Source organism: Streptomyces luteolifulvus, from assembly GCF_008806595.1.
Lineage (GTDB): Bacteria > Actinomycetota > Actinomycetes > Streptomycetales > Streptomycetaceae > Streptomyces > Streptomyces luteolifulvus.
The window spans coordinates 1-13,277 of sequence record NZ_VZRB01000025.1; the positions used below are offsets into that span (position 1 = coordinate 1).

Annotated in this window: 8 protein-coding genes and 1 pseudogene; 2 read left to right on the forward strand and 7 right to left on the reverse strand. The window is 68.0% G+C overall.

Going from position 1 to position 13,277, the window contains the following annotated elements; translation table 11 throughout:
- Positions 1 to 91: 91 nt before the first annotated feature.
- Positions 92 to 430, forward strand: a complete 339-nt coding sequence (locus F7R91_RS29220; protein ID WP_150953371.1) for a VOC family protein — start codon at positions 92 to 94, stop codon at positions 428 to 430.
- A gap of 68 nt (positions 431 to 498) precedes the next feature.
- On the opposite strand, the pseudogene F7R91_RS29225 reads toward F7R91_RS29220, so the two are convergent.
- Positions 499 to 954: pseudogene (locus F7R91_RS29225) on the reverse strand (transposase).
- Positions 955 to 1,162: 208 nt separating this feature from the next.
- Here F7R91_RS29225 and F7R91_RS29230 point away from each other — a divergent pair.
- Entirely contained in the window at positions 1,163 to 4,051 is a 2,889-nt protein-coding gene (locus F7R91_RS29230; RefSeq protein ID WP_150953374.1) for a type 1 periplasmic-binding domain-containing protein, read from the forward strand.
- A 15-nt stretch (positions 4,052 to 4,066) separates the two neighbouring features.
- Here the strand turns inward: F7R91_RS29230 and F7R91_RS29235 are convergent, their stop codons facing one another.
- The 6 genes from F7R91_RS29235 to F7R91_RS29260 all read right to left on the reverse strand — a co-directional run bounded on the left by F7R91_RS29235 (position 4,067) and on the right by F7R91_RS29260 (position 13,261).
- Entirely contained in the window at positions 4,067 to 4,990 is a 924-nt protein-coding gene (locus F7R91_RS29235; protein ID WP_191971679.1) for a methyltransferase domain-containing protein, read from the reverse strand.
- 28 nt (positions 4,991 to 5,018) lie between these two features.
- Complete coding sequence (locus tag F7R91_RS29240; RefSeq protein WP_150953380.1) at positions 5,019 to 5,978, reverse strand: ornithine carbamoyltransferase; 960 nt, start codon at positions 5,976 to 5,978, stop codon at positions 5,019 to 5,021.
- 81 nt (positions 5,979 to 6,059) lie between these two features.
- Positions 6,060 to 7,097 (reverse strand): ornithine cyclodeaminase family protein, encoded by a 1,038-nt coding sequence (locus tag F7R91_RS29245; RefSeq protein ID WP_150953383.1) that lies wholly within the window; start codon positions 7,095 to 7,097, stop codon positions 6,060 to 6,062.
- Positions 7,094 to 8,152: a pyridoxal-phosphate dependent enzyme gene (locus tag F7R91_RS29250; protein ID WP_191971680.1), complete on the reverse strand. Its 1,059-nt coding sequence runs from the start codon at positions 8,150 to 8,152 to the stop codon at positions 7,094 to 7,096. The genes F7R91_RS29245 and F7R91_RS29250 overlap by 4 nt, the downstream gene beginning before the upstream one ends.
- Before the next feature lie 247 nt (positions 8,153 to 8,399).
- The gene (locus F7R91_RS43865; protein ID WP_150953389.1) at positions 8,400 to 12,389 is read right to left on the reverse strand and encodes a caspase family protein; all 3,990 of its coding nucleotides are present in this window, start codon (positions 12,387 to 12,389) and stop codon (positions 8,400 to 8,402) included.
- On the reverse strand, positions 12,386 to 13,261 hold the full coding sequence (locus F7R91_RS29260; protein ID WP_225320846.1) for an antibiotic ABC transporter ATP-binding protein: 876 nt from the start codon (positions 13,259 to 13,261) through the stop codon (positions 12,386 to 12,388). Before F7R91_RS29260 ends, F7R91_RS43865 begins: the two co-directional genes overlap by 4 nt.
- Between the last annotated feature and the right edge of the window lie 16 nt (positions 13,262 to 13,277).

Genomic DNA, 13,277 nt, shown 5'->3' on the forward strand with positions numbered 1-13,277 from the left:
ACCATCTTCACCGCCTCGTCCCGAAACTCAGGACTGAACTTCCTACGCTTCTGTGCCACGTGCTCTCTCCGCCGTTCTGGACTTCGATCCTATGGGGACCGCTGTCCGAGAACTTCGGGGCGCCTCAGATTTCAAGCGCTCGCAGCCACTTGAGCAGCGGGATTCATGGTTCGCCTGCAGTGATCCCTCAGGTGTGGGCCCCCGTCTGTACTTCCAGCGCGTCCCCGAAGGGAAGGCCGCCAAGAACCGGCTGCATCTTGATGTGCGCGTCGGCACCGGACTCGTGGGTGAGGAGCGCCTCGCCGCCCTTGAGGCCGAATGCGCACGACTGGTCCCGCTCGGCGCGGTACACGTGCGAACGCTGTATGACGGCAATGATGCGTGCATCCCGATGCTGGACATCGAGGGCAACGAGTTCTGCATCGACTGAGTATTCTCCGAGCGGGAAAGGTGGCGGCCGCCTCCCTTGGACCTCTCTGGCCTCGTATGGGGCGGGCGTTATCCCGTGAAGGCGAGTTTGTGCAGTCCGGCGACGCCGAGTATGGCGGTGTGAACGCCGTCGCCTTTCAGACGGCAGTCGTGAAGGATCTTCCATGCCTTCATCCGCGCGAAGACGTGCTCTACGCGGGCCCGGTCCTTTGGTGGGAGGTGTTGTGCTCCTCCTTCCGAGCTGGCAGTTCGGTCTGGTCGAGTACTGGTGGTTCTTCAATTGCTCGGCAACCGTATGATCCCGCGTGGGGACCAGAGTGCCGGCGACGATCAGCACGGCGTCCTTACGGAACCGCTGACGGGGCTGAAGCGGACGAGCTGCCGCAGCGTCAAGTTCGTACGCCAGTATGCCGCTAGCAGCAGGATCCGGTCCTCCAGAGTCAGGCTCCACGATCGGCCCTTGCGTACTGGGAGTCCACCCGTTTGAGGGGCTGTCCGGTAAGACCGCCCCTGACACACCACCAGCCAACTACACTCCGGACGACGCGTCTGACCAGGCCAGATGGCGACGTGCCTCTGGAGTGCCAGGGCAGATCCAGAGTTCGTTGACCCCAAATCGATGAAAAGCCAACGATGTAACAGCTGAAGCCGATTTAATGCGATTACCGCCCTCCAAGGGCGGCGATGGGGCAACACCGCTCGGCTCGGACTCCGTGACGCAGGGGGACAAACGGTGGCGACAGAACCCAGCGGAGGTCCCGGCTTCGCCGGCGCCCATACGCTGTTGGCCCTGATCAAGGGTCTGACCGAACGACCGCGCTTCCTGGCCCGGCCGCCGGCACACGAACTGCGAGGCGACCAGCCGCTGCCCCTGCTCTGCCTGCAGCGCGAGTCCGGTGCCAACGGCTTTCTCGCTGCCCTCGCGCAGCGCCTGGACGAAGCGTTACCACCCAAGGTGCCGTACGCCTTCGTCAACGCAGACACCGCACAGGAGCAGTCCAGGGAGCGGTGGACCACCGGGGACTCCCCCGATGTCCAGCCCCTCAGGGAAGCCATGCCGCTGCTGCCGCTCCTGGACGTTCTGAGCTTCAGTCTCGCCGCCGACCGGTTCGGTACCGGACGGCTGACCCGGTTCAACTACTACCGCCTCGCGGACTGGCTCACCGGTCAGCCACTGCCTCCGCCACAGGGCCGCAACGATCAGCCCGTCGTCCGCCTCCTGCGTCAGTGGAGCGGCAGACAGGGCCAGCCTCCGGACACCGCCGAAGTTTCCAGCGGCGCGATGGACCTGGCATCCGGCGGACTGACCAGGTTCGGGCTGCGCCTGGCGCTCTGGGCCGGTCGTCGTGTCGGCTTCCGTTGGCTGGAGAAGCGGGTCCCGGGGCTGCGCCAGGAGTCACGGTGGTTCACACGCCGGCAGAACTACATGATCCCCCGGCACTCGGTGAGCTTCCTGGGCTTCGCGGAACGGCTCACCCTCAGCCGACGCGACTCGGAGAACCTGGACCAGATCAAAAAGCTGCACGTCCACGCTTTCCTCGAGGACCTGCGTATTGCCTACCGGCGGCGCCGCTGGATGATCCTTCCCAAGCGGAAGGGGTGGCGCCGCACCGCCTATCTGACCGTCCTGCTCGACAATGTCACGGAAGACAACGGCGGTTGGGAGCTCCTCCAGCTGATCAACGAGGTCCGCAACGAGACCGGCGAACTCGATCCGCTGTTCGTCGTCGCCGCGAGCGACGAGGCGCCTCCAGCGGGGGCCGGCATCAACTGTGAGATCGTCGACCCGGCCGAAGCCGACCTCGCTCTGTCGGAATGGCGGCGCACCCTGCCCGGCAGACGTCAGCAACTCGTCAAGGACGCCCGGTTCTTCCGGGTCCGGCTGCCACGTCCCGTCGACCCCTGTGACGCCCGCTCGCTCCCCAGGGGCGACCGGACGGCCTGGGAGACCGATGCGGTCTTCCGGCCCCGCCCGGCTCCGGTCCTGGCCCGGCGCGGTCTCGTCGAGTTGGCCCTCGTCCTCGCCCTGTTGGTGCCGCTGGTGCCCGCCTTCCAAAACGTTCGGGACTACTGGGGTGCCAACTGCTCCTACTTCCGCCCTCGGTTCACTGATGGGGTCTCGGTGAAGCTGGTCCGGTTCGCGCCGGGGGACCTGCAGTGCATCGGCTACAGCGACAATGACTCCCAGATCTTCGGCGCCGACGAGCGGCTGCGGAACGCCCAGGAAGCGATCTTCGAGCAGAACCGGCTGGCCGCGCGGCTGCACGAGGAAGACCCGGCGCGGCCGTACATCGGCATTGTGTACTTCGTCGGGCTGACTCACCGCGGGGCCGCCCCGGACACGGACGACGCGTTCGCCGAGGAACTGGAGGGCATGTTGCTGCGGCAGCGCCAACAGAACGTGAAGTCCAAGTCCGAGCCGGTGCTGCGAGTGATCATCGCCAACGGCGGGGTCGGTATGAAGAAGGCTCCCCAGGTCGTCCGTGACATGCTGCGCCCGCTCTTCCAGGCCGACCACACGGTCCTCGGAGTCCTCGGTCTCGACCGCACCGTCGTCGAAACCGAGGAGGCGATCACGCAGCTCGGCCTCGCGGGCATTCCCACCATTGGTTCCACCCTCACCGGAACCGGCCTCGCGGACCGTTCCCCGCTGTACTTCCAGCTGGTCCCGGGCAACCCCCGCCAGGCCGAGCTGCTGACCAGGTACGCCCAGCATGTGAACGCGACGAAGGTGACGATCTACCACCCCCAACTGAAGCAGGGCGACACGTACGTCGACACCCTGGTCGAGGCGGTGCACGCGCAGCTCGGCTCAGCCGGTGTCAGCGTGGTGGACGAACACTGGAAGTACTCGCCCAGGGATCTGGACTCTCTGTGCAGCACGGCTGCAGACCGCAGCGACGAGATCATCTACTATGCGGGGCGCGAGGACTATTTCGGAGACTTCCTCAGCGGGGTGACCCGCTGCTACAACCGCACCTACCTGCCCCGGATCGTCGCCGACGACTCGATCTACCGGTTCATCGCGCAGGAGAAGAACCGCAAGAACACCAAGCTCGCCGGACTGCCGGTGTCGTACGTGGGGATGGGAAGCCTGGTCACGCTGGCGGGCCGCCCGTGCCTGGACGGCAAACCCGCACCCCTGGTGGGCGGCGGAACGCCCCTCGATGCCTTCTGCGCCGGCTACAGCGAACTGCACAAGGAACTCGACAAGCAGTTGAGCGAGGACGAGGACCCGGCCCTGCTGTGGCCGGCCGAGCTCTCCGGACTCGCCTACGACGGGGCCGGACTGTTCGTCGAGGCGATGGACCAGATTCAGCGGCGCCTGAAGCTGCCGCCGGGCAGCGGCCAGCCACACCGGGCAGCGGTGGCCCAGCAGTTCCGGGAGATGACGTTCAAGGGAGCCACCGGAGCAATCACGTTCGCCGACTCACGCGTCGGTGAGGACCGTAACCTCGCCATCCTGGAAGTCGACAACATCTACGACCTCAAGTCCCAGCCCCGGTGCGTCTACCTCATCGGCGACCTGTTCGAGAAGGGCCAGCCCCGGAATGCCAACGGCTGCCCCAGCGGCGGGAAGGCGAAGGGCACGGCGGACAAGCAGACCGGATGGCATCCTTAGGGCGAGGCGGCACGGTCACCAGTGCTGTCGGTCCGGGCATGCCGGAAGGTCCAGCACCCTCACCGGACCGGACCAGCCGTCCACGTGCGCCCCGTCCAGCGCCTCGAGCTGGGCAGTGCGTGATGCGGCTGCCGTATGCAGCAGCCGCATAAGGGCTTCTCCGTTCAGGCGGCCCCTCTTGCGGACCTCGTCGTCCGTGTCAGGCACCCCGCTCCACCGGCAGGCAAGTCCGATCACGAAGTACGCGGGCGGCTCCTGTGGCGTCCTCCGCCAGAGGACCACCTCGTCCTGGTTCTCGAGGGCCGACACTCGCTCCATGTTGCTCAGCGTGAACTCGCTCAGCGGAAGCGAGCAGAGCGTGACGGCATGGATGCGCAGCCCGGCTGCCTCCAGCAGCCGAACCGCCCTGCGCGGAGTCGAGTAGCTGCCGATGGTGAGGGCGAGATCGCTGTGCAGCGAACGGCAGTGCTCGATGATCGCGGGAAGCAGCCGCAGCCCGTCCATCCCGCCGCCGATGGACGGCAGTGGCCTGTCCACCTGCGTGGCGAACGGGACATAGGGTGGGTTGCTGGTGATGAACAGCGGACGGGGAAGGGGCTGCGGTGCGGTGGCCAGCAGTTCCTCGGCGGAGAGCACGGAGAAGTCGGCCGTCGCGAAGGTTACCTGCGGGGATCTGTAGCGCTGGGACGCCCACGCGACCGATTCCACTCCCTGGTCCACGCCGTGGACGCGGGCACCGGACCGGGCCATCGCTGCCGCCGCGGCGCCGCTGCCCGAGCCGAGGTCGAGCACACCGCACCCTGCGGTGATGAGGTCGTGGGCAGCCCAGATCCCGGTCTCCGTATCAGCCGGGTCGAAGAAGACCTGCGCGCACGTGGGTCTGACGAGATCGTCCTCCTGAAGGTGCTCATAGGCCAGGACTCGCAAGACAGGGAACACGGCAACCTCGATCCATCAACGGATGTGATCAGCTGTACGGCGTGGCCGCCCATTCCAGGATCGCCATGGCGCTGGCCAGCTTCATCGCCGCCTGGGTCCACGCCAGGGACCGGTCACCGTCCAGGACCCCGCCGCTGACCTCCTCGCCCCGGTGGGCGGGCAGATCGTGCATGAACAACGCCTTCGGCCAGCGCTTCAGCAGGGCGCCGTCCACATGGAACGGTCGAAACGCCTCGCGCCAGGCCGGGTCTGCCTTGTGCGTGCCTGTGGTCTGCCATCGGGTCGTATAGACGATGTCCACCTCGTCCGGAGCCAGCGCCACGTCGTGAACCTGGGCGATGGTCGCACCGACCGCATCCGCCCGCCGGGCCGCCACCCGCAACTGGCTGTCCGGCACGCCGTATCCCGCGGGCGTGGCGAAGGTGACACGGGCCCCCGGTACGGCGGCCAGCCCATGCGCGAGGGCCACCGCCGTGTTGTTGCCCTCGCCCACGTACAGGAGGCGCACCCCCGCCGGGTCACCGAACACCGCATGGAGGGTCGCCAGGTCGCACACTCCCTGGCTGGGATGCTCCTGCGCCGCCATGGCGTTGATCACCGGGAGACACCCCTGGCGGGAGAGCACCCGAAGCTCCTCCAAGGGTCCCGCGGTGCGGGCGACCAGGACGTCGAGCATCGACCCGAGGACCCGCCCAGTGTCCTCCAGCGACTCACCGGTGTTGATCTGCAGATCGTGCGGACCGTAGGTGATGGTGTTACCGCCCAGCCGAATGGCGCCGGCGGTGAAGGCGGTACGCGTCCGCGTCGAGGTCTTGGTGAACAGCACGCCGACAACACGGCTCTCCAAGGGACTGTCGTGGGCTTTCCCGTCGCGGAACAACTCCACCGAGCGCACTGCGAGTTCCCTGATCGGCGCCGGCTCGAGGTCGGCCAGCGAGAACAGTCCGCGCTCGGCAGCCGGGCCCGGCCAGACAGGATGGGTGTCCATGAGACCTCATTTTGGAGAGGACGTTCGTCCGGGACAGGGCTCGTGCTGGGACGAGGTCGGAATCAGAAGGGACAACGGGATTCAGTAGAGGGTGAGGACCTGGCCGATCCCTTGGCTCGTCGCGATCTCGTACACGGCGCTCAGCAGCCCCACGTCCAGGACCGACATCCCGAACGGGTTGCTGATCACATGTCCCGACGAGGGGCGGATCGCCGGCCGCTCACCGATCAGGACCTGGCCGAGGGTGCCGTCAAGGACCCGTCTGAGCCCTCTCCCGGCACTGTCGGCGTCTGCTCCGATCCGGCCGTTGCGGATCAGCTGCCCGAGGATCCGCTGGGGGTTGGCGGCGACGAGCTCCACATCGTCGACGTACAGGCCCTGCGCGGATGCGAAGGCGTCCGGCAGCAGGTCGGCCAGGGAGACGTGAGCGACGAAGGTGCCCGGCGCCAGCCAGTCGGCAGCCAGATATCCACTGCTCGTGGTGGTTGTGGTCACGACGACGGAGGAGGCGCCCACCGCGGCCCGTGCGCTGCCGTGGACCCGTGCCGACAGCTGCGGGTGGTGGCGCTGAGTCCACTCGCAGAGCGCCTCCGCCCGGGCCGGCATGCTGTCGTACAGGCTGATGTGCACGACCTGCGGGAATTCGCGGGCCAGCAGGCCGAGATGGGCTCGGGCCAGCGTTCCGCAGCCGATCACCGACGCCGCAGGGAGGTCATGCGGGCCGAGTTGGCGGAGACTCACCATGGTGTACGCAGCCGTCCGGATCGCACTCAGCCACCCCGCCTCGGCCAGCGCCAGCGGCCGTGCGGTCTCCGGGTCGAAGACCATGCTCAGCCCGGCCGCACGTTCCCTGCCGTGCGCGGGGTTGCTGACCGCCGCATTGATCAGCTTCACGCCAAGCAACGGGGGTCCTTCGCCCTGGTCGATGGCGCCCAGCATGGCGAGCGCACGGCAGTAGGCGCCCTCACTGTTGGCCCACGGCAGATAGCCCTCGGGAGGCAAAGTGACGCGGTCTCGGGCGTGGTGCTCCAGCACGCGGGTCACGACCGCGCACGGGTCCACCTCGGTGAGGCAGGCGCGTACCGCATCGCGGTCGAGGAACAGCAACTGCTCGCTCATGGCGCCACTCTCCCCTCGCGGAGGCTGACCGGGCCGGGCAGGGTGTCGAACCGCGGGGATTCGACGGCGATGACCTCGACCCCGCGTGCCACATCCACCACGGGCAGCCGCTCACGCCAGCGCGGGGAGTAGACGGTGCCGAGATAGTGCTCCGCACCGTCGGGGCACAGACAGGTCACGCTGCTACGGCTGGGCACTGCGCGGAAGAGGCGCAACGCCACCGCCACCAGCGCACCAGAACTCGCCCCCACGCCGATGTCGGTGGACTCCCGCAGCCATACGCACGCGCTCACCGCCTCCGCGGGAGACACTCGTAGGGCCGGCCTGTACCCCTGAGGGAGAAACGCCGACTGCCGGCTGGCTCCGATCCCCGGCAGCAGTCGAGGGCCGCGCCTCCCGCCCAGGGCCGCCGATCCGACCACGTCCACACCGATCAGTTCCCAGCCGGGGCGGGCAGCGGTCACATAGTCGCGGAATCCGGCCAGTGTGCCGCCGGTCGAGACCGCCACCAGGACGCTCGTCGGCCTCGGGGGGAGCTGCGCGCGCAGCTCGGGGGCGGTGCCAAGGGCATGCGCTCGCGGATTTGCCGGATTGGCGTACTGGTTGGGCCACAACAGTCCGGGGTGGTCACGCAGGCGCTCCTGGATGTAGCCGAGTCTGGTCAGCAGGTATCCGCCCGCGCCGTCAGGGGTGTCGACCGTGATGGTACGTCCGCCGAGCGACTGGATGGCCGCGACGACGGCCGCGGTGCTGCGGGGGTCCACGACCGCTGTGAACGGCACTCTGTGTCTGACGGCCAAGGATGCGAGCGCCAGTCCCAGGTTTCCCGAGGTGGACTCGATGATCTCGGTCCTGGGGCCGATTCTGCCGCTGATGTCCTGCCATAGCCCCTGTGCAACGCGTCCTTTGATGGAACCGTGCGGGGCGTATCCCTCCAACTTCAGCCAGAGGCTGACCGGGACGTCGTTGACGGAGAGTTTCACGGCGACGACCGGCGTTGCCGCGACGCCGCTGCCCTGGCTCTCCCCCGGGTGGTACGGCCCTCCCAGAACCATTCCCCCTGCCCTCTCCCTCGAGCCAGTGGCCGTCGACCTCATCATTCACAAAGCCCATCGGCGCAAACACTGGGGATTCGGCCTTTCCGCTGCAGATCGCCCTGGCCCGAATCGCACCGGGAGCGGCCGAGGACAGCCGCGCGGTCAGCATGTGACGCGAGGTGTCTTGGAACCCGGGGCACCCACACCTGGCGAAGGAATTCCCTTGTGGCAGCAGAGCCAGCCCAGTTTGAGCGGCATGCTGGGCTCAATGCCGCTGGGTGAGGACAATGACTTCGTTCCGCAGGCCGATCACGATGTCGCTCCCGAGGGCGGCTACCGCATCACTGGGCAGTGGCAGTGCGAGCGCGGCAGTGAGCCGATTGCCCGTCAGCTCCCAAATGCGCATGGTGTGGTCGGCACTGGTGCTGATGGCGTGGGGGCGGTGGTCGATGGCGGTGCAGGCGACGGCGCGTACCGAGTTGGTGTGGCCGGTGAGGGTGGCCCGTGTGGTGCCATCGGTGAGGTCCCATACGCGAACGGAGTGGTCGGCGCTGCCGGTGACGGCGTGGGGACGACCGTCGATGGTGGTGCAGGCGACGGCGCGCACAGGGGCAGTGTGGCCGGTGAGGGTGGCCCGTGTGGTGCCGTTGGTGAGGTCCCATACGCGGGCGGTGTAGTCGGCGCTGCCGGTGACGGCGTGAGGGCGGCCGCCGATGGTGGTACAGGAGACGGCGTTCACCCAGGCGGTGTGGCCATGGAGAGTTCGAGTGGTGCCGCTGGTGAGGTCCCATACGCGAACGGAGTGGTCGGCGCTGCCGGTGACGGCGTGAGGACCACCGTCGATGGTGGTGCAGGCGACCGCCAACACCCAATTGGTGTGGCCGGTCAGGGTGATGACCGGGGACTGGTCGGTGAGGTCCCATACGCGGACCGTGTGGTCGTCGCCGGTGGTGACTGCGTGCGTTCGGTTGTCGATGGTGGTGCAGGCAACGGCGCGTAGCCAGTTGGTGTGTCCGGTGAGGATTCGCTGGGTGCCATCGGTGAGGTCCCATACGCGGGCGGTGTAGTCGGCGCTGCCGGTGACGGCGTGAGGACGGCCGTCGATGGTGGTACAGGCAACGGCATTCACCCAGTTGGTATGACCGGTGACGGTGGTCCGTGTGGTGCCGTCAGTGAGGTCCCATACGCGCACAGTATGGTCGGCGCTGCCGGTGATGGCGTGAGGGCGGCCGCCGAGGGTGGTACAGGCGACGGCATTCACAGAGTTGGTGTGACCGGTGAGCGTGGCATGCTTGGCGCCGTTGACCAGGTCCCATATCCAGATGGTGGTGTCGGCGCTGGTGGTGACGGCGTGGGGACGACCGCCGAGGGTGGTGCAGGCGACGGCGCGCACCCAAGTGTGGCCGGTGAGCGTGGTCCGTGTGGTGCCATCGGTGAGGTCCCATACGCGCACAGTGTGGTCCGCGCTGGTGGTGACAGCGTGGGGGCGGCCGCCGAGGGTGGTACAGGCGACGGCATTCACAGAGTTGGTGTGACCGGTGAGCGTGGTCCGTGTGGTGCCATCGGTGAGGTCCCATACGCGCACAGTGTGGTCCGCGCTGCCGGTGACGGCGTGAGGGCGGCCGCCGAGGGTGGTACAGGCGACGGCATTCACGCAGTTGGTGTGACCGGTGAGCGTGGTCCGTGTGGTGCCATCGGTGAGGTCCCATACGCGCACAGTGTGGTCCGCGCTGGTGGTGACAGCGTGAGGGCGGCCGCCGAGGGTGGTACAGGCGACGGCATTCACGCAGTTGGTGTGACCGGTGAGCGTGGTCCGTGTGGTGCCATCGGTGAGGTCCCATACGCGCACAGTGTCGTCGGCGCTGGTAGTGACAGCGTGAGGTCGGCCATACATAGTGGTGGACGCGACGGCTGTCACCGGGCCGGTGTGGCCGGACAGGGTGAGGACGAGGGCGGGGTGCACCAGAGTGCCAGTGGCCCAGCGGGGTCCCCAGGGGCGTCCGTGTGCCAGTTCATCGGCGAGACTGCGTTCGCCGTAACGTGCCGCGTCGATGGCCAGGATGTCGCGGCGTGCCTCTGAGGTGGCGCGAGCGTGCTGATCAGCGGAGGCCCGGTAGATCGCGCAGCGTAGTCGGCCATCGGGTGACTGGGCGCTGGGGAGGGCGTGCGTCAGGGGTCCGGGGGTGGCGTGGATCAGGTAATTGCTGTCGTGGAGCAGCGGGTCAAGGCCGTCAGCGGCAGCGGCATGGGTGGCGAGGTGGTCGCGGATGTAGAGGCATGCGGCGGGCCAGTCCCGGCCGCCGCTGCGAGGGTCGTGGGGTACCTGGGCGAGGAGCGCCTGGGTGATGGCGGCGTGGGCCTCCTTGTCATGGTGGGGGGTGCGCAGGTGCTCGGCCATGGTCTCGTGGAAGAGCCGAAAGGCGGAGGTGTCCGCGGTACCCGTTGAGACGATGTAGGAGCCGGCATTCTCGTGGAGCCAGCGCAAATCCTCCTCAGGACAAGGCCTACCGGAGAGGGCCTCGGCGATGGCTGACCATTGGGTGGACCACGGGAGCCCAGCGCCTTGGGCGTACGCGAGCGGGCGCAGCAGGCGTTCGACCTTCTCCCTGTCGCTGCCGAACCGGGCCAGATATGCGGCGAAGGCCTGTCCCGCGTCGCTGGGCAGGGCGTTCTGCCATCCGGGCCGGGTGGTGTCCACAGTGATTTGGCCGTCGACGATGGCCCGAGCGGTCATCCGGGCGACCAGGAAGGACCTGCCCGCGCGCTCCGCGATTCCCCTGGCGACCGTGGCGGCTTGTGCCGGCCAGTTCCGGTAAGGGGAGCGGCTGTCCGGGTCTTGGGCGTCAAGCAGGAGGCTATGGGCGTAGTCGGTGATGTCGCTCTCGTCGATGTACTTCGAGTCGTCCAGATTGATGACGTTCACCGCTCGGCCCAGCGCGGGGATCAGGGGTCGGCGGGTGCCGATGATCAGCCGGACCGCGGACAGGCTGGTCATCGGCTGGAGGAGTTCACGGGCGACCCTCATACCCTCGCTGGTGTTGCCCGCGGTACCAGCCTCGTCGAGGGCGTCCAACAGAATGGTGACCGGTTGAGTGCGCTCGCCGAGTGCCTGCAGGAGGTCATCCCGGTCCATGCTGGGCAGGTTCAGCACCTGGGCAAGCTCGACAGCCAGCCCCTCAGCGGTGGTACGTCGGGCGTGAAGAGGCACGATGTCCAGGCCGGGCGGGGGCAGGGCGTTCCGCGGGGTGCCCGTACGGGACGGGTGGTCGGCATCGGTCAGCGTCAGCAGGCGTCCGAGCAGCGCGGACTTGCCGGATCCCGGGTCACCGGTCACCACTTGGGCTTTGCGGTCGTGACGGTCGGATTGGAGCCAGGACGCCAGGGCGCTGAGTGCGGCGATGCGGCCTGTGAAGTAGTCACCGCGCTGCCCCGCGTGTTCCAGGCCACGGCCGCGAGGACCGAAATGCCCCCGGGTTTGCTTGCGCAGGCGGGTCAGGGTCTCGACGTCGAGGTCGTTCCAAGGCAGGCTCGGGATATGGGCTGTGTTGCGGAAAAACGGGGCGTAGCCGTCGCTGTCGACGGCTGAGTGGCTGGCGTGCTGGGCTGCTTTGGCGGTGCGAAAGTGGGCGTTGATCCGTTCGGTGACCTCCCGCACCCCGAGGAATTCCTGGTGGGCGCTGGCTCGGGGATGCTTGAGGACATCCTTGAGGGCGTCGACGAAGACGTTCTCCTTGGCCCTCTCCTTGCTGCGGGCGGCGGCCAGGAGCCAGCGGCCCGCCGCCCTCCGCTGAGCCCCGGCCAGCTCCGCCGCCAGCACAGAGACGTCCTCGGCCCCCGCGCCCGCATAGCAGGTGTCCAGCATCACCAACAGATGGCCCACCGGGCTGGTCAGCAGCGGTCGGCACAGGTCCTCGGTGGCCAAGGCCGTGGTCCACCGGCCGTATTGAGTGTTACCGCACAGCAGGTAGTGACGGTCTGCGGCCTTGGTACCGTGGCCGGCGAAGTAGACGACCACGACGTCGTGCGGGCCGAGATCGTTTTCCAGCGCCCAGCCTTCGATGCCCTCGGGCAGGTCACGACTGTCGGGGTTCTCGCACAGCCCCACGAGCACCCGCTCGTATCCCATCGGTTCCAGTAGCCCGCACACTTGCTGGACGTCGTTCGCCACCCCCGGCAGGTCCTTGATGGCGTCGTCCTGGTAGGTGGAAGCCCCCACCGCAATGAGCAGGCGGCGGTTGACGGTGTGCTCGTTCACCGCTTCTCCCCGCCCTTCGAGCTGCCCGGGTCCAGGAGGCCCTTCGTGATTGCCTCGCCCGTCTTACGGGCGGTCAGATAGCGGGTGAGGTCATGCATCCGCGTTCCGTTGGTGATCCGAAGATCGGTGATGCGTAGCTCACCCTCTCGCGGGCCGAAGTGGTCGGCGAGGGTGTCTGGGAGGGCGACGATGTCACCCCGGTCGGCGATGTTGGTCCAGCGACGGATGCCGCCCGGCCATGGCCCCACCCCGTCGACGGGCGGCGGATCGAGACGGTCGTGGACAACACCGCGCAGGCCCAGCGGGGAGCCGAGCGTCACCAGGTCCGTCACCGGCCAGTCCGGGTTGGCGTGCAGGGCCTCATAGGCCACCACCGAGCCCAGGGAGTGGGCGACCAGCACGCTGGTCTCGTCGGTGATCTCGTCGGCCAGCCGCCCGCGTACCGCCTCGCGTAACTCCGGCTCCGTCAGATAGCGGCGGACCTGCTTCAGGGCGAAGATGAGCAGCCGGTCAGAGACTCTGCCAAAGAACTGCGACCCGGCCAGCGCGTCCAGTGCTTCCCGCACCCGCTGTGACAGCAGCACCCGCGAGGTGCCATAGCCGACGAGTCCCCGTGTGCCGTCCTCGTGAGGGCCAGTCACCGCCTCATCCACCCGCGCGGCTTGCTTCCACCACGCGGCCAGCAGTTCAACCTCAATGCCGTCCTCGACGTCCGACTCGTCCCACGGGGGCAGGTCGAGTCCGGTGCTCCGGGTGCCGGCCTCGAAGTACAGATCACCGTAGAAGGCGCACGCCACGTCCCGTTCCGAAAGGCGCGGCCCTCCCGCCAGCCTTATCCCGTCCTCGAGCGCCGGGCCGAGCATCGTGCGCATCGTCTCCGGGCCCAAG

Coding starts and splice junctions, on each gene's coding strand:
- F7R91_RS29220 (WP_150953371.1), top strand. CDS start 92: ATGGGGACCGCTGTCCGAGAACTTCGGGGCGCCTCAGATTTCAAGCGC.
- F7R91_RS29260 (WP_225320846.1), bottom strand. CDS start 13,261: ATGCGCACGATGCTCGGCCCGGCGCTCGAGGACGGGATAAGGCTGGCG.
- F7R91_RS29245 (WP_150953383.1), bottom strand. CDS start 7,097: ATGAGCGAGCAGTTGCTGTTCCTCGACCGCGATGCGGTACGCGCCTGC.
- F7R91_RS29250 (WP_191971680.1), bottom strand. CDS start 8,152: ATGGTTCTGGGAGGGCCGTACCACCCGGGGGAGAGCCAGGGCAGCGGC.
- F7R91_RS29240 (WP_150953380.1), bottom strand. CDS start 5,978: ATGGACACCCATCCTGTCTGGCCGGGCCCGGCTGCCGAGCGCGGACTG.